The sequence below is a fragment of the Nesterenkonia alkaliphila genome (genome assembly GCF_009758175.1).
Lineage (GTDB): Bacteria > Actinomycetota > Actinomycetes > Actinomycetales > Micrococcaceae > Nesterenkonia > Nesterenkonia alkaliphila.
Genome location: NZ_WRPM01000046.1, coordinates 19,952 through 34,300, shown reverse-complemented (window position 1 = coordinate 34,300; position 14,349 = coordinate 19,952). Strand labels below are relative to the sequence as shown.

At 67.8% G+C, this 14,349-nt stretch carries 16 protein-coding genes; 12 read left to right on the top strand and 4 right to left on the bottom strand.

Going from position 1 to position 14,349, the window contains the following annotated elements; translation table 11 throughout:
- Positions 1 to 45: 45 nt before the first annotated feature.
- Positions 46 to 204, bottom strand: coding sequence for a hypothetical protein (locus GNZ21_RS06595; protein WP_157322572.1), 159 nt, complete (start codon positions 202 to 204; stop codon positions 46 to 48).
- Here GNZ21_RS06595 and GNZ21_RS06590 point away from each other — a divergent pair, their 5' ends adjacent.
- Genes GNZ21_RS06590 through GNZ21_RS06575 form a run of 4 tightly spaced genes read left to right on the top strand, consistent with a single transcriptional unit; the run spans position 205 to position 3,736 of the window.
- Positions 205 to 1,305: a CpaE-like family protein gene (locus tag GNZ21_RS06590; RefSeq protein ID WP_157322570.1), complete on the top strand. Its 1,101-nt coding sequence runs from the start codon at positions 205 to 207 to the stop codon at positions 1,303 to 1,305.
- Complete coding sequence (locus tag GNZ21_RS06585) at positions 1,298 to 2,419, top strand: TadA family conjugal transfer-associated ATPase (protein ID WP_157322568.1); 1,122 nt, start codon at positions 1,298 to 1,300, stop codon at positions 2,417 to 2,419. The genes GNZ21_RS06590 and GNZ21_RS06585 overlap by 8 nt, the downstream gene beginning before the upstream one ends.
- Complete coding sequence (locus tag GNZ21_RS06580; protein ID WP_157322566.1) at positions 2,416 to 3,159, top strand: hypothetical protein; 744 nt, start codon at positions 2,416 to 2,418, stop codon at positions 3,157 to 3,159. The genes GNZ21_RS06585 and GNZ21_RS06580 overlap by 4 nt, the downstream gene beginning before the upstream one ends.
- Positions 3,152 to 3,736: a type II secretion system F family protein gene (locus tag GNZ21_RS06575; RefSeq protein WP_157322564.1), complete on the top strand. Its 585-nt coding sequence runs from the start codon at positions 3,152 to 3,154 to the stop codon at positions 3,734 to 3,736. The genes GNZ21_RS06580 and GNZ21_RS06575 overlap by 8 nt, the downstream gene beginning before the upstream one ends.
- Before the next feature lie 86 nt (positions 3,737 to 3,822).
- On the opposite strand, the gene GNZ21_RS06570 is transcribed toward GNZ21_RS06575, so the two are convergent.
- From GNZ21_RS06570 to GNZ21_RS15895, 3 genes are read right to left on the bottom strand one after another with little or no spacing between them, the layout of a single operon-like run.
- Positions 3,823 to 4,227, bottom strand: a complete 405-nt coding sequence (locus GNZ21_RS06570) for an Rv3654c family TadE-like protein (protein WP_229659454.1) — start codon at positions 4,225 to 4,227, stop codon at positions 3,823 to 3,825.
- A complete protein-coding gene (locus GNZ21_RS06565) occupies positions 4,224 to 4,625 on the bottom strand; it encodes a TadE family type IV pilus minor pilin (RefSeq protein WP_157322562.1) in 402 nt (133 codons plus the stop codon). The genes GNZ21_RS06570 and GNZ21_RS06565 overlap by 4 nt, the downstream gene beginning before the upstream one ends.
- Positions 4,626 to 4,640: 15 nt before the next feature.
- On the bottom strand, positions 4,641 to 4,829 hold the full coding sequence (locus GNZ21_RS15895) for a DUF4244 domain-containing protein (protein ID WP_229659453.1): 189 nt from the start codon (positions 4,827 to 4,829) through the stop codon (positions 4,641 to 4,643).
- 203 nt (positions 4,830 to 5,032) lie between these two features.
- On the opposite strand from GNZ21_RS15895, the gene GNZ21_RS06555 reads away from it, so the two are divergent.
- The 8 genes from GNZ21_RS06555 to GNZ21_RS15890 all read left to right on the top strand — a co-directional run bounded on the left by GNZ21_RS06555 (position 5,033) and on the right by GNZ21_RS15890 (position 14,297).
- Positions 5,033 to 6,814 carry a gamma-glutamyltransferase family protein gene (locus tag GNZ21_RS06555; protein ID WP_373868407.1) on the top strand — a complete coding sequence of 594 codons (1,782 nt, stop codon included), beginning with the start codon at positions 5,033 to 5,035 and terminating at the stop codon, positions 6,812 to 6,814.
- Positions 6,815 to 7,142: 328 nt separating this feature from the next.
- A complete protein-coding gene (glnT, locus tag GNZ21_RS06550) occupies positions 7,143 to 8,495 on the top strand; it encodes a type III glutamate--ammonia ligase (RefSeq protein ID WP_188503575.1) in 1,353 nt (450 codons plus the stop codon).
- Between the two features lie 44 nt (positions 8,496 to 8,539).
- Complete coding sequence (locus GNZ21_RS06545; RefSeq protein WP_157322560.1) at positions 8,540 to 9,562, top strand: alpha/beta fold hydrolase; 1,023 nt, start codon at positions 8,540 to 8,542, stop codon at positions 9,560 to 9,562.
- A 26-nt stretch (positions 9,563 to 9,588) separates the two neighbouring features.
- Entirely contained in the window at positions 9,589 to 10,623 is a 1,035-nt protein-coding gene (locus GNZ21_RS06540) for a D-2-hydroxyacid dehydrogenase (protein ID WP_188503574.1), read from the top strand.
- A gap of 47 nt (positions 10,624 to 10,670) precedes the next feature.
- A complete protein-coding gene (locus tag GNZ21_RS06535) occupies positions 10,671 to 11,570 on the top strand; it encodes an NAD(P)-dependent oxidoreductase (RefSeq protein WP_157322558.1) in 900 nt (299 codons plus the stop codon).
- Positions 11,570 to 12,664, top strand: coding sequence for an FAD-dependent oxidoreductase (locus GNZ21_RS06530; RefSeq protein ID WP_157322556.1), 1,095 nt, complete (start codon positions 11,570 to 11,572; stop codon positions 12,662 to 12,664). Before GNZ21_RS06535 ends, GNZ21_RS06530 begins: the two co-directional genes overlap by 1 nt.
- A complete protein-coding gene (locus GNZ21_RS06525) occupies positions 12,661 to 13,479 on the top strand; it encodes an ABC transporter permease (RefSeq protein WP_157322554.1) in 819 nt (272 codons plus the stop codon). Before GNZ21_RS06530 ends, GNZ21_RS06525 begins: the two co-directional genes overlap by 4 nt.
- On the top strand, positions 13,476 to 14,297 hold the full coding sequence (locus GNZ21_RS15890; protein ID WP_198345979.1) for an ABC transporter permease: 822 nt from the start codon (positions 13,476 to 13,478) through the stop codon (positions 14,295 to 14,297). Before GNZ21_RS06525 ends, GNZ21_RS15890 begins: the two co-directional genes overlap by 4 nt.
- Positions 14,298 to 14,349 lie beyond the last annotated feature (52 nt).

Sequence of the window (14,349 nt, the reverse complement as noted above, 5' to 3'; positions counted from 1 at the left end):
TGCGGCGCTGATCGAGTTCCCACCTGGCTCAGGTGCGGGGTGGACTCAGTCCTGGCGCTGACTGCGCAGTCGACGGACCCGGCTACGCGGGCCTGGCTGCAGTTTTCCCCAGGGCGGGGTCAGCGGTCCTCGGCGCGCCGGTATCTCCACGGTGTCCTGCAGTGCCGCTGCTGAACCGGAGAGCTGCTCAGCACTCTGAGTCATATGAGACTCAGCCAACGCCCTGCTCCAAGACCTGCGGGCGCGGTCCCGGCCGCAGAGGACCCGGTCCTGCTGTTGGTCACCGAGGACCAACAGCTGTGCGATGACATCGCCCTGATCGCTGCGGTGGTGGGACTGCGGCTGGAGACAGCCACACGCTGGAGTCGTATCACTGACAAGGCGGCAGAATCGGCCGTAGCAGTGCTCTGCTGCCCGGAGAGCACCCCGCGCACTGCCGTGATGGCCCAGCAGTGCCTGCTGGTGGGCCACGACGCCGAGGCGGTCTGGTCAGCCGCCGCCCAGACCCCCGGCCTGACACCGGTGCCGCTGCCAGCCGCCGAAAAGTGGCTTACCGAGCACCTTTCGGCCCAGGTGCTGGATCGCTCCCAGGGGCTGGTCATCGCAGTGGCCGGAGCCGCCGGAGGTGTCGGCGCCACCACTTTCGCCTACCTCTGCGCGGCTGAGCTGGCCGCCCGGGAGCGCAGTTGCATCCTGATCGACGCCGCTGGCGGACCGGGCAGTGGGATCGCCGATCTGCTGCGCTCGGCCGGCGGCAGCCAAAAGCTCAGCGGCGGTGAGCTCGACTGGAAGCAGTTGGCCAGCACCGAGGGGGAGCTCTCCGCCGCACATCTCAGAGATGCGGTCCCGGTGCTGGAGGGCATCGGCGTACTCACCGGCCCGGCACTGTCCCGAATCCCCGCCGCCCGGCTCAGAGCTGCGGTGCTGGCAGCCAGGCGAGCCTACGACGTCGTCGTTATTGATACCGGCCAGCAGACAGACACGCTCAGCGGGCTGGGTGAGAACGTCGATGAGCTGCTGCTGGTCACCCGGGCCTCCCGGCGCGGCGTGGACGCGGCTGAACAGCTGATCCGCGCCGCACCGCAGTCGCGGCCTCAGCTGGTGCTCAACGGGCACGCCGCCCCGGGCTGGAGCGCCGCTGAGGCGGAAGAGACGCTGGGCGCACCCGTGGTGGCCGACCTGCCGGTACAGAAGTGGCTGGCCCGCACTGATGACATTGCCGAGGCCTATGAGCTGCTGCGCAGCAGGCGAGGCAGCGCGCTCATCGCCCGGGTGCTCAGCGCGCTGGGGGCAGACGATGCGTGAGCAGCAGCTGGAGGCCATCCGGGAGCGGCTGACCGCCTCTGCCGAGCCGGTCAGCGCTGCACGCATCGCGGAGGCCGTGCGCGCCGAAGGCCTTGCGTTGGGCACAGGCACCACGGCGCAGCTGGTCAAGGCGCTGCGCGACGAGCTGGTGGGGCTGGGCCCGTTGCAGCAGTTCGTGGACAGCCCTGGGGTGACTGATGTGGTGCTAGACGGACAGGGGCGGATCTGGACCGACGGGGAGCACGGGCTCACCGACACCGGGCAGCAGATCGGCAGTGAGGAGCAGGCCCGGGCCTTGGCCCGCAGGTTGGTCTCGGTGGCCGGCGGCAGACTGGACGAGGGGCACCCCTGCGCTGATGGCAGGATCGGCAACTGCCGCATCCACGCCGTGATCCCGCCGATCGCGGTGGAGGGTACGTTGATTTCCGTGCGGGTGGCGCGCGGCTCCACCGCCACTCTGGAGCAGCTTGCCCGGCACTGGACTGGGGCTCAGCAATGGCTCTCAGCCCTGCGCGGGCTGGTGGACCAGCGCCGCAACTGCCTGGTCTCCGGGGCCACCGGCTCCGGGAAAACCTCGCTGCTGGCTGCGATGCTCAGCGAGGTCCCGGCCACTGAGCGGATGGTGATCGTCGAGGACACCACCGAGCTGGCCCCCACGCATCCGCATGTGCTGCATCTGCAGAGCCGCGGCGGCAACGTGGAGGGCGCCGGCCGGGTGGACATGGGCCAGCTGGTGCGCGAGACCCTGCGCATGCGCCCGGACAGGCTGATTGTGGGCGAATGCCGCGGAGCGGAACTGCGCGACTTCCTCACCGCCATGAACACTGGCCACGCGGGGGCTGGCGGCACGGTGCACGCTAACTCGCCCCAGGCGGTGCCCGCGCGGCTGGTGGCGATGGGCGCACTGGCCGGCCTGACCCCTGAGGCTGTGGCCGTGCAGGCTGCGGCCGCGCTTGATGCGGTGATTCATGTGGAGCGCCGCGGCGGGCGGCGGATGCCGGTGGCGCTCTCCGCCCTGACCTACGACGACGCCCGGCTGGTCATGCGCCCGGTACTCACCACAGTGGCGGAGCGGGTGGAGAAGGGCCCGGCCTGGCAGGAGCTGCTGGGATGAGACTGGTCCTGATGCTGATCACCATCTGCTGCGCGGTGGCGGCAGTCCTTCTGGTGCTCCCCGCGCAGACACGCCGGCCCGGACAACACCGGGGTGCGGCCGCCCTCCTGGCGCTGGGCAGGGCGTTGCGGTCCCGCGCCGGGCAGCAGCCCGGGCAGCTGCGCAAAGAGACTGCCGAGCTGCTGCGCCAGTTCTCCGCACTGCTGGCCTCCGGGCGCGGTGAGGCCCAGGCCTGGGCGGATCTGCGGGAAACCTGGCGGGGCAGGGACCCGGAGCATCCGCTCACCGCGGTGTGCCGCCATACCGCCGCCGCCGAAACCTCCGGCGCCGGCACCGCCGAAGGGCTGCGCCGGGCGCTTTCTGCCAGCGAACTCAACGCCCACCGCGGCCCCGAGCTGCGCCGGCTGCTGCAGCGCCTGCTGGCGGTCACCGCACTGTCCGAGCAGACCGGAGCACCGCTCTCGGGGCTGGTGGAGCAGCTGGCCGACTCCGTGGACAGCTCTGCGGAACTGGCTGCCGCGGTGCAGACCGCCACGGCCGGGCCACGGCTCACCCAGCTGCTGCTGACTCTGCTGCCGGTGGGCGGCCTGGGCCTGGGGCAGCTGATGGGCGCCCAGCCGGTTGGAGCACTGTTCGGAGGCGGACTGGGGCTGGCCTGCCTGGTCGGAGGAACGCTGTGCCTGCTGGCCGGCCGGGTCTGGAGCAGCAGGATGATCAGAACGGTGATGCGCCATGTCTAACCTGTGGGTGACCTCCGCCGGTCTTGCCGCGGCGGCCGCAGCTCTGCTGCTGGTGCCCCGCCTTCCGGCAGAGAGGGTGGCAGAGAGCCGGCCCTGGGACAGGGCGCTGCGAGGGTGGCTTCGTCGTCGTTCCAAGGACCCCGGCTCCGCGGTGGACGCCGCTGCACTGCTGGACCTCACCGCAGCACTGCTGAGGGCCGGGGTGGGCATCGAGGCTGGACTCGCCCGGCTGGCACATGCAGTGCCTGGCGCCCAGCCGCTTGCCGGAGTGCACCGGGCGCTCGCGGCCGGAGCGAGCTGGGAACAGGCCGTGGATGCCGTGGCGGAGGATCCTGAGCTGCGCAGCTTCTGTGACCATCTGAGCTTCGCCTATGCCACCGGAGCCCCGAGCGCCCGGATGCTGCAGGCGGCTGCCGCTCGGGCCCGCGCCGAGCGCCGGCATGAAGCCGAGGCTGCGGCTGAGCGGCTGGGTGTGAAGATGATGCTGCCGCTAGGTGCCTGCTTCCTGCCCGCCTTCATCCTGCTGGGCGTAGTGCCGGTAGTGGTTAGCATGCTCCCCGATGCCCTGGGGATCTAGCGGGTCAGATGCGCAGTGTCGCTGAGCACGTAGGCATTCCCGCCCCATGAGCCGGGCGGATCCCCAGAGGGGGACCGGGTGTAGGTCTACTCGCCCTGCAGCGCCTCGGGCGGGCCGGCGCGGGAGGTGCTCACCGCGTTCAGATGCACCGCAGGGATCAGATGTGAGATGACGACGACGCCGGAGTCGCGGCTGACCGTGACAGTCACCTCGGTGGGATACTCCCCGCCCACGGTGCACTCCTGAAGCTGGGCACCGTTGCGCGCGGCCACCTGCTCGGCCACGGTGCAGGGGTCGCCGATGGTCAGCCCCCGGGCGGTGTCAGCCGCAGCCAGCGCGGCCAGATCAGCGGCGCGGGCTGCTTGGGACTTGGCGGTGGCTGCTGCGCCGAGCACTGTCACTACGCCCAGCAGCACCAGCAGCACTGCGATGATCCCCAGCGCCGCCACGGTGCCGGAGCCGCGCTGCTCCTGCAGCATCTTCCGGCTCACGGGGCACCGCCTGGCTGCTCCAGGTGCTCGGTCCGGGCATGGGCTTCGGCAGACAGCTCTGCATTGAGCTCGATCAGACCGAGCACCTGAACGGGCCGGCTCACCACCACTGTGGTGTAGGCGCCCTCAGCTGAGACAGAGATGGAGATATCGTCACCAGCGGCGTCCCGGGCCGTCTGCTCAGCGGATGCCACGGACTCCCCTCGGGCGGCCTCTCGGGCCGCGGCCCGGGCCGCATCCTCCAGAGCCACCCGGGAGGCGCCGGTCATCGCCAGTGAGATCACCAGCAGCAGCACCAGCACCACCCCGGGCAGCGCCAGGGCGAACTCGGCAGTGACGGACCCCCGCTCCGCAGTGGAAGAAGGTGATCTGGTTAAGCGGTACCGGGTTCGGTTCATGGACCGCACCTGTGTTTAGGCACTCAGTGCCCGCTGCACGATCGCCTCCAGCCAGCCGCGGACGGTGTCCGAGGTGAGGATGGCGGTGAGCAGGCCGGCAAAAGCTACCGCTCCGAGCATGACAATTCCATACTCAGCGGTGGCCAGGCCGTCCTCCTCAGTGTGCAGGGCTGCCAGGGACCGGTCCTTGGGTGGATCGCTCACAGTTCTCTCCTTTCCGGTGGACCTGCCGCCACCGGGTGGTGGGCGGCTGCTTCCACGGTGGCCCGTCCGGTGATCTCCCGGGATGCCGGGTCGCAGTCCTGTGCAGGCCACGGCGCGGCCTGCAGTGCTGTCCCGACCTGGGGAAAACTCTGTGGAGTTCGTTGCAGAATGCAACAGTTACTGCCGGCAACTATGCTGGAGGGGTGCTCGAATCAACTCGCCCCGAACTGCTCGGTGACTTCGGAATGGTCGCCTCCACCCACTGGCTCGCCTCACAGACCGGCATGAGCATCCTGGAGCGCGGAGGCAATGCCGCCGATGCCGCGGTGGCCTCCGGATTCGTGCTCCAGGTGGTCGAACCCCACCTCAACGGTCCCGGCGGCGAGGTGCCCATTCTGGTCTGGTCCGAGACCGAGCAGAAGGTCGAGGTGATCAATGGTCAGGGCACCGCACCACAGGCCGCCACCGTGGCCCGGCTCAAGGACATGGGCCTAGACATCATGCCCGGCACGGGCCTGCTCTCAGCAGTGGTCCCGGGGGCCTTCGGCGCCTGGCTGACCCTGCTGGCCCGCCACGGCACTATGACCCTGCGCGAGGTGCTCAGCCCCGCTGTTGACTTTGCCCTGCACGGCCACCCGATGCTGTCCCGGGTCTCGAGCACCATCGCCACGGTCAAGGATCTCTTCGCCGATCACTGGCCCACCTCCGCCGCCACCTGGCTGCCCGGCGGCGAGGTGCCCGCCCCCAACAGCAGGTTCCGCAACAGCGTGCTGGCTCGCACCTACACCCGCCTGGTGGAGGAGGCCGAGGCCGCAGGCAGTGATCGCGAGGCCCAGATTGAGGCGGCCCAGCGGGCCTGGTACCAGGGGTTCGTGGCGGAGGCGATCGGCGAGTTCTGCGCTTCCCACCCTGTGCAGGACACCTCCGGCCAGGCCAATCCCGGGCTGCTCACCGCTGAGGACATGGCCGGCTGGCACCCCGAGGTGGAGGAGCCAGTCACCCTGGACTACAAGAACTTCACTGTGGCCAAGACCGGACCCTGGGGGCAGGGCCCGGTGATGCTGCAGCAGCTGGCCCTGCTGGAGGGCTTCGACCTGGACAGCCTGGGACCGGGCTCGGCTGATTGGGTGCACCTGATCGCGGAGACCTCCAAGCTGGCTTTCGCCGACCGTGAGGCCTGGTACGGGGACCCGCGGTTCACTGAGGTGCCGCTGGATGATCTGCTCAGTGCGGAGTACACCGCCGCCCGGCGGGCGTTGATAGACCACGACGCCGCCTCCACGGCTCTGCTGCCCGGCTCACCCGGTGGCCGCACTCCAGTGCTGCCGAAGTACCCGCAGGCCAGCCTGACCGCCGCAGCGGCCGGGGTGGGCGAGCCCACAGTGGCCAACAACGGGGAGACCCGGGGCGATACCTGCCACGTGGATGTGGTGGACTCCGGCGGACTGATGATCTCCGCCACCCCCTCCGGCGGCTGGCTGCAGGCCTCCCCGACCATCCCGGAGCTGGGCTTCTGCCTCAGTTCCCGGGCCCAGATGTTCTGGCTCCAAGAGGGGCTGCCGAACTCGTTGCGCCCAGGTGCCCGCCCGCGCACCACCCTGACCCCGAGCTTCGCGCTGCGTGACGGCAAGCCCTGGCTGGCCTTCGGCACCCCCGGCGGGGACTCGCAGGACCAGTGGAATCTGCAGCTGTTCCTCAACCTGGTGCACGGGGGGATGAACCTTCAGGAGGCGATTGATGCTCCTGCGTTCCACTCCACACATGTGCCCAGCTCCTTCTACCCCCGGGAATCCTTCCCGGCGCAGCTGATGATCGAGAACCGGTTCGCCCCGGAGGTGCTTCAGGAACTGGCCCGCCGCGGTCACGACCTCAAAGTCGGCGGCGGCTGGACCGAGGGCCGGCTCTCGGCTGTGGCTCGCGACGGCGAATGGCTCAAAGCCGCCGCCAACCCCCGCGGCGCCCAGGGCTACGCCGTCGGCCGCTGACTAACGGCCGACGGCGTAGCCCAAGACTGAGTGCATGCTTCCTAGCGTGTGGCGCTCCGCCTATTCGGGCCTGTCACTCGCTGGCAAGGTTGGTGTTGAGCGCGGCGCTTTCCGGGGCGGTCTTTGTGTCTATCTATAGGCGTGCCACTTGAGCCCTTAGGGCTGAGCACCTGGGGTTCGCCTGTCGCACACTGTCTTTTTGCGTTCCATCAAAACGATTCTGGATGAGAACGCTCAGTAACCTGCCTGTAACAGCAATGACAAGGCCGAGAAATGTTGTCCATCTAGTGTTTCGATACATAGTAGAAACTACGACGGGAGGGCAATAGTGTTCCAGGATGCACAGGCTGCGACACTCGGCAAGCAGCTAAAAGAAGACGGAGTCCGCTTCGCGATTGCCGGATACACCGATCTGCATGGGAACCTCAAGGGCAAGATGGTTCCTATCGACCACTTCGTGCAGATGGCGAATGGTTCTGAGCTCTTCACCGGTGCTGCGCTGGACGGACTGCCCCAGGACGTCTCCGATGAAGAACTCTCCGCCCGACCCGATCTGGACCGTGGAGTGGTGCTTCCCTGGCGGGAGGAAGTGGCGCTCTTCCTCTCGAACCTCTATGTGGCGGGAGAGGAGTTCGAAGCCTCCACGCGCAATATTCTCGCTCGTCAAACCACGGCGGCCGCTGAGCTGGGATACACCTTCAATCTCGGCGTCGAAACCGAGTTCTTTGTCCTCAAAGAGGGAGAAACCGGAACTGACAACCTCAGCGACCGGGATACCCTCGACAAGCCCTGCTACGCCATTCCCACCCTCATGGACAACTTCGGGTGGCTCCAGGAACTCGTCGACCACATGAACACCCTGGGCTGGGACGTCTACTCATTCGACCACGAGGACGCCCAGGGTCAGTTTGAAATCGACTTCGCCTACGCCGACGGGATGACCATGGCCGACCGCGTGGTCATCTTCCGCGCCATGGCTAGCGAGGTAGCCCGCAAGCACGGCGCATACGCGACCTTCATGCCCAAGCCGTTCGCCGACCGCACGGGCTCCGGGGCGCACTTCAACATGTCCCTGGCAGATGCCGAATCCGGTCAGAACATCTTCGAGACCGATCATGACCCGCGGAACGCCGGTCTGAGCGACCTGGGCTACCACTTCGCTGCGGGGATCCTGCGCCATGCCCCCGCGATCTGCGCGGTCATCGCTCCCACGGTGAACAGCTACAAGCGCCTGGTGCGCCAGGGAAGCATGTCGGGCTCCACCTGGGCACCCATCTTCGCCAGCTGCGGCAACAACAACCGCACCAATATGCTACGCATTCCGCTGGGCGGGGGCAGGGTGGAATGCCGCGCCGTAGACTCGGCCGCCAACCCCCACCTGGCCGCCGCGCTGCTGCTGGCCGCGGGCCTGGAGGGTATTCGGGAGAAAACCGAACTGGAGCACTTCCACACCGACAACCTCTACGAAGTGGACCCCGCCGACTACGGCAGGCGCGGCCTGAGCCTGCTGCCACGCACGCTGGGGGACGCCATCGACGCCTTCGAGGCGGATCCCTTCACTCGGGAGATCTGCGGCGAGGCCTTTTGGAAATCCTTCATTGACTACAAGCGCGGTGAATGGGAGTCCTACCAGACCGCTGTCACCGACTGGGAACGCGACCGCTACCTCACATTCTACTGAGGCCCCTCCCGCCAGACCCCTGATAAGCGCCACGGAAGGATCCCATGAGCCTCGACCAGGCCAGCACCGCCCTTCCCGCACTGGAGAGCTTCCAGCCGGGGGACTTCCGCCTGGTCAGCGGTCGGCCGCTGCCCGGGGCGCAGCTGAGCTACCGGCGCTACGGGCAACTGAATCCGGCGGGTGATAACTGCGTGGTGCTCTTCAGCTACTACACTGGCACCGACCGGAGCTATGCCCCCTGGTTCGGGCCCGGTCAGGCCCTCGACCCCTCCCGGCACTGCATCCTGGCGGTGAACCACTTCGGCGGAGGAGTCTCGAGTTCCCCGTCGAATACCGCCGCCGAGTTCCCGCCGGTGCAGATCGCGGACACGGTGCGCGCGGTCAGGCAGCTACTGGAGCACCTGGGGGTTCAGCGCCTGAGACTGGCCGCCGGGTGGTCGCTGGGAGGGATGCAGTCCCTGGAATTCGCCATCCGGTACCCCCGGGAGGTGGAGGCGGTATTCGCCTGCTGCAGCGCAGCGCGCTGCGCGGAGACCAACCAGGTCTTCCTCGACGGGCTCGCCGCGGCCCTGCACGCCGACCCCCGGTTCGCCAACGGGCCGCACGGCGAGCCCCCGGAAGTCGGGCTGGACGCCTTCGGCCGCGTCTACGCCGGATGGGCGTACTCCGAGGAGTTCTATGCCACCGGTATCTACCGCGAACTGGGTTACCGGGATCCCGCCGAAGTCGTCGCCTCCTGGGGGCGGGATCACCTTGAGCACAACGCCCATGACCTTATGACCAGCCTGCGGATGTGGCGCACTGCCGATCTCGGCGCCCAGCGCGGGGGCTTGCGGCCAGCCCTGAGTAGCATCACCGCCCGCACCGTGCTGATGCCCTCGACCACCGATACCTACTTCACGCTGCGGGAGAGCCGGGCCGAAGCCCGCTATCTCGTGGCAGGCGAACTGCGCGAACTGCGGTCCCCCCTGGGCCATGTCGCAGGCCGCCCCGGCATCCGCCCTCAGGAGCAGAGCCAGGTCGAATCCTGCCTGCAGAGCTTGCTGGCCACCACCAACCCCACCTGATCGCTACACCCGAAGGAGACCACATCGTGTCACTGAATATCGTCGTCGCCGGGCTTCCCAAGGCCGTGCAGGGCGCTGCCGACCCCGATGAGGGCATCTGGCTCACCGAGCAGCAGAAACAGCGCATCACCGCGGTGGCCGAGGACGTCTGGCTGGAGCACCTCCCCGTCTCCGCGCTGCACGCCGGGGAAGGCCCGCAACGGCCCCCGCACGCCATCATGGTGGAAACCAGCGGCTCGAAGAAGGGCATCGAAGGTGAGCAGGGCATCCTCAAGATGCCCGGGCTGGAGCGTCTCCTCAACCCCGACCTCAAGCTGCTGCAGTCCATGAGCGCCGGTGCTGAGCACCTGGTGGGCATCATGCCCGAGGGAGTGGTGCTGGCCAACGCCGGAGGAGTGGCGGCCAACGCCATCGCCGAGACCGTCATCACCGGCATCCTCGCCGAGGCCAAGATGCTGCGCCAGCGCTGGGCGCACCACGACGCCAAGGAATGGCAGGAACTGCCCGCCCGCGAGCTCGACGGCTCGGTGATGTCCGTGCTCGGCACCGGCAATATCGGCACTGTCACCGCGCGAATGGCCCGGGCGATGGGCATCCGCACCATCGGCATCAATCGCCGCGGCAACAAGGTGGAGGGCTTCGACGAGATCCGCACCACCGCGGAACTGCACGCCGCGCTGACGATCTCAGACTACCTGGTCATCGCCGCGCCGCTGACCTCTGAGACCAATGGACTGATCGACGCCGAGGCGCTGGCCGCCATGAAGCCCGGCGGATGGGTGGCCAATGTCTCCCGCGGCGCCGTCCACGACTCCGCCGCTCTGGTGGACGCCCTGCACAGCGGACACCTCAACGGGGCGCTCATCGACTGCCACGTCACCGAACCCCTGCCCGCGGACGACCCGCTCTGGGAGGCGCCCGGCGCCCTGGTCTTCCCGCACGACTCCCACGCCTCCCAGCTGCTGGGAGACCGGCAGGTCGATGTGTTTGTGGACAACCTCTCCCGCCTGGTGGCCGGCCGGGAGTTCCGCAACGTCGTCGATCTCACCCGCGGCTACTGAGTGCCCGTGCACCAGGATCCCAGACTACGGACCAAGGAGAAACAGATATGAAGGTCGGATTCATCGGACTCGGCGTCATGGGAAAGCCCATGGCCGGGCACCTAATCGACGCCGGACTCGAGGTGAGCGTCTACAACCGCACCCCCGCCAAGGCCCAGGACCTCCTCACCCGGGGCGCTACCGGTGCGGCCAGCATCGCCGAGGTCGGCAAGGCCTCCGAGGTGGTGATCACGATGCTGCCGGACTCCCCCGACGTGGAGGCAGTGCTCTTCGCCGAGGAAGGACTAGTCTCCTCCCTGCCCCCTGGCGCCCTGGTCATTGACTGCAGCACCATCTCCCCGGAGTCGGCCGCCCGGATCGGGGCTCAGCTGGCTGAGGCAGGCATGCAGTTCGTGGACGCCCCCGTCAGCGGCGGGGAGGTGGGCGCAGTCGCCGGGAAGCTGGCCATCATGATGGGCGGGGAGTCCGAGGCGGTCACCCGGGCCCAGCAGGTGCTCAGCGTCTTCGCCTCCGCCATGGCGCATGTGGGACCAGCCGGTTCCGGGCAGCTGGTCAAGGCCGCCAACCAGATGCTCGTGGCGGGGAACATCGCGCTGGTGGGGGAGGCGATCTCCCTGCTGCAGCGCACCGAGGTGGATATCCCCTCCGCACTGGAAGTCCTCAACGGCGGCCTGGCCGCCAGCCGGGTGCTGGAGGTCAAGGGCCCTGCCATGCTCGAGCGCAACTTCACCCCCGGATTCCGGTTGGATCTGCATTATAAGGACCTCAGGATCGCCCTGGCCGCAGCAGAGCAGGCCGGCCTGGCGGTCCCGCTGACGGGCCTCACCACACAGCTGGTCCAGGCCCTCCGGGCAGCCGGCGACGGCGGAGAAGACCACGGGGCTCTCATCAAGGCCATTGAACGACTTTCCGGAGTCGTCCTCCCGGAAGCAGGGGGGACGGCCTGATGCGTACAGCACTGATCTGCGGAGGCGGCGTGGCCGGGCTCTCCTCCGCCCTGCACCTGAGGAAGCACGGCTGGGAGGTCCGGCTCTTCGAGAAGGACTCCGAACTGCGTACTGCCGGCGTGGGGCTCAATATCTGGCCCAACGGGGTCAGGGTCCTCAAGGGACTGGGCCTGGGGGAGGAGTTCCTCTCCTTCGCCGCGGCGATGAAGCGCTGGTGGGCCCTGGACAGCGATGGCACCCTGACCTCGGATGTCGACGTCAGCGGATGGGACCAACTGCTGGGTGCCCCCATCACCGGAGCCCGCCGCCGTCGTCTCAACGCCATGCTCGCCGAGGCGCTCGGATATGACACCATCCAGTTCAACACCACCGCGGTGTCCTATGAGCAGGACACCGACTCGGTGACCGTGCACTTCGACGACGGCACTTCCGCCACCGGTGATCTGCTGTTGGGCGCCGACGGCGTGGGGTCCAAGATTCGCAACCACATGCTGGGCGGGCCCCCGGAATTCACCGATGAGGGCATCACACGCTGGCGCGGAGTATTCGCCACAGCAGAAGCCGGGGTCCCCGCCGATGTCCAGGCCGATGTCTACGGGGCTGAAGGGCACTTCGGCTGGATCCCCATCGACGCCACCCACGCCTACTGGTACGGAAGCCTCGGGAGTCTCTCGACCTTCGAGGAGTTCCGCGGCGTCTACAACACCTGGACCGGAACCCCGGTACCGAAGATCATCGAGGTCAGCGAACCCGAGAGCATCATCGGCCGGGAACTGACCCATTACAAGAACCACCTGCCGCGCTGGGCCGATGGGCGCGTAACCCTGCTCGGAGACTCCGCACACCCCATGTACCCCGGCATGGCCCAGGGCGCGAACCAGGCGCTCATCGACGGCCAGGTGCTCGCCGGGAAACTGGACGAGCACATGGAGGTCCCCCGGGCGCTGCAGGCCTTCGAAGCAGAGCGGATGCATGAGGCCAACACCATGGTGGAGTACTCCCGGCTGCACTTCAGCTGGGAGAAGACCCGGGCGGAGTACCGTACCGCCGGAAGCAACCTGCAGATCGACCGGTACATGGAGTTCGAAGTATGACAGCCGTCGTCGCCCCCGCCCCGCCGAAGTGCCGCAGCGGCACAGCCTCCCTACCCGGACGACGCTTCGTGCTGCCCACAGCGTTCATCGCTTTCCTCATCAGCCTGCAGGAACTGCTCACACGTACCGAGGTACTGCCCTCGAACTACTTCCCCCCGGCCAGTGAGATCTTCACTGCATTCATCGGGGAACTGGGCGGCTCCGCCCTGCCCGATGCGCTCTTCGGGACGCTGAGCACCTGGCTGCAGGCGCTGGTGATCTCCGTGGTGCTGGGCACGGTGATAGGGGTGCTGCTGGGCCTGGTGGTCCCGCTGGAGGCCTTCCTACGCCCGGTCATCGAATTCCTACGCCCGGTGCCCTCGGTGGCGCTGATCCCGCTGGTGGTGTTGACCATCGGCACTGGCTCGGATTCCGCGCTCTTCCTGGCGGTCTTCGCCGCCTTCTGGCAGGTGCTCATCCCCGCCATCGTGGGCGTGCGATCAGCACACCCGGTGGCGCTGGAGACTGCCCGCTCCTACAACTTCACCCTGTGGCAGCGCATCCGGTACATCCAACTAGCCAGCATGATGCCCTATCTGGTCACCTCCATCCGGCTGGCTACCTCCACCACGCTCATCCTCATCGTCACCGCGGAGATCATCATCCAGATGCCGGGGCTGGGCTATGAGATCACCATGTCTCGCAGCGCGGGCAACCCCGCGCGGATGTACGCCTATATCGCGCTCAGCGGGATCGCTGGGATCGTGCTCAATGGCCTGGTCCGGTGGGCGGAATCCCGGGTGGCCAGCACCCACGGAAAGGGAGGGAAGCAGTGAGCTCCGCCAGTATTACCCGCACCACCGTATCGAGCCTCAACGCCGCAGCGCACACCGGAAGGGGCCGGCTGGTCCTGGGTCTGCTGGGCGCGGTGACCGCCCTTCTAGCCTGGTTCCTCCTCTCCCGCGGGTCCGACAACCCCTACTTCCCGCCCCTGGAAGCCATCGTGGAACGAGCCTGGGAGTACTGGACCACGCCGGAGGGCGTGGACAACATCCTGGCCAGTCTGCGCACCCTCAGCGGAGGCCTCTTCTTCGCCATCGTCCTGGGGGTGGCCATCGGACTGGTCATCGGCCAGCTGGCCGTCGTGGAGCAGACGGTCACACCCAGCCTGGAGTTCGCCCGGGCCATCCCCGCCACCGCACTGATCCCCTTCGCACTGATGCTCTTCGGGGTCAGTGATGAGATGAAGATCTTCCTCATTGCACTGGGCTGCATCTGGCCTATCCTGCTCAGCACCGCGGACGGGGCCCGGGGCATCGACACGACCATGCGGGACTCCGCCCGGGCCTTCCAGGTGGAGGGGATACAGTTCCAGCGGTACGTCATGCTGCCCGCGGTGCTGCCGCGCATTCTGGTGGGAATCCGGATCGCCATTCCGCTGAGCCTGATCCTGATGGTGACCAGCGAAATGGTGGGAGTCCAGCAGGGGCTCGGATTCGTGATCACCCAGGCCCAGGCCACCTTCCAGATCCTCACGATGTGGTCCGGAATCTTGATCCTGGGGATTCTCGGCTTCCTGCTGACCTTCGCCTACTCACTCATCGAACGGCGATTGTTGCGCTGGGCGGACCCGCGGCGTGACCGTGAATCATGACGCCACTGAAACTCAGCAATGAAACGTTCCTGTAACACATCAGATAATGCAG

What these genes read in the sequence shown, in the direction of transcription:
- GNZ21_RS06595 (WP_157322572.1), bottom strand. Translation starts at nt 204, where the DNA reads ATGACTCAGAGTGCTGAGCAGCTCTCCGGTTCAGCAGCGGCACTGCAG.
- GNZ21_RS06590 (WP_157322570.1), top strand. Translation starts at nt 205, where the DNA reads ATGAGACTCAGCCAACGCCCTGCTCCAAGACCTGCGGGCGCGGTCCCG.
- GNZ21_RS06585 (WP_157322568.1), top strand. Translation starts at nt 1,298, where the DNA reads ATGCGTGAGCAGCAGCTGGAGGCCATCCGGGAGCGGCTGACCGCCTCT.
- GNZ21_RS06580 (WP_157322566.1), top strand. Translation starts at nt 2,416, where the DNA reads ATGAGACTGGTCCTGATGCTGATCACCATCTGCTGCGCGGTGGCGGCA.
- GNZ21_RS06575 (WP_157322564.1), top strand. Translation starts at nt 3,152, where the DNA reads ATGTCTAACCTGTGGGTGACCTCCGCCGGTCTTGCCGCGGCGGCCGCA.
- GNZ21_RS06565 (WP_157322562.1), bottom strand. Translation starts at nt 4,625, where the DNA reads ATGAACCGAACCCGGTACCGCTTAACCAGATCACCTTCTTCCACTGCG.
- GNZ21_RS06545 (WP_157322560.1), top strand. Translation starts at nt 8,540, where the DNA reads ATGAGCCTCGACCAGGCCAGCACCGCCCTTCCCGCACTGGAGAGCTTC.
- GNZ21_RS06535 (WP_157322558.1), top strand. Translation starts at nt 10,671, where the DNA reads ATGAAGGTCGGATTCATCGGACTCGGCGTCATGGGAAAGCCCATGGCC.
- GNZ21_RS06530 (WP_157322556.1), top strand. Translation starts at nt 11,570, where the DNA reads ATGCGTACAGCACTGATCTGCGGAGGCGGCGTGGCCGGGCTCTCCTCC.
- GNZ21_RS06525 (WP_157322554.1), top strand. Translation starts at nt 12,661, where the DNA reads ATGACAGCCGTCGTCGCCCCCGCCCCGCCGAAGTGCCGCAGCGGCACA.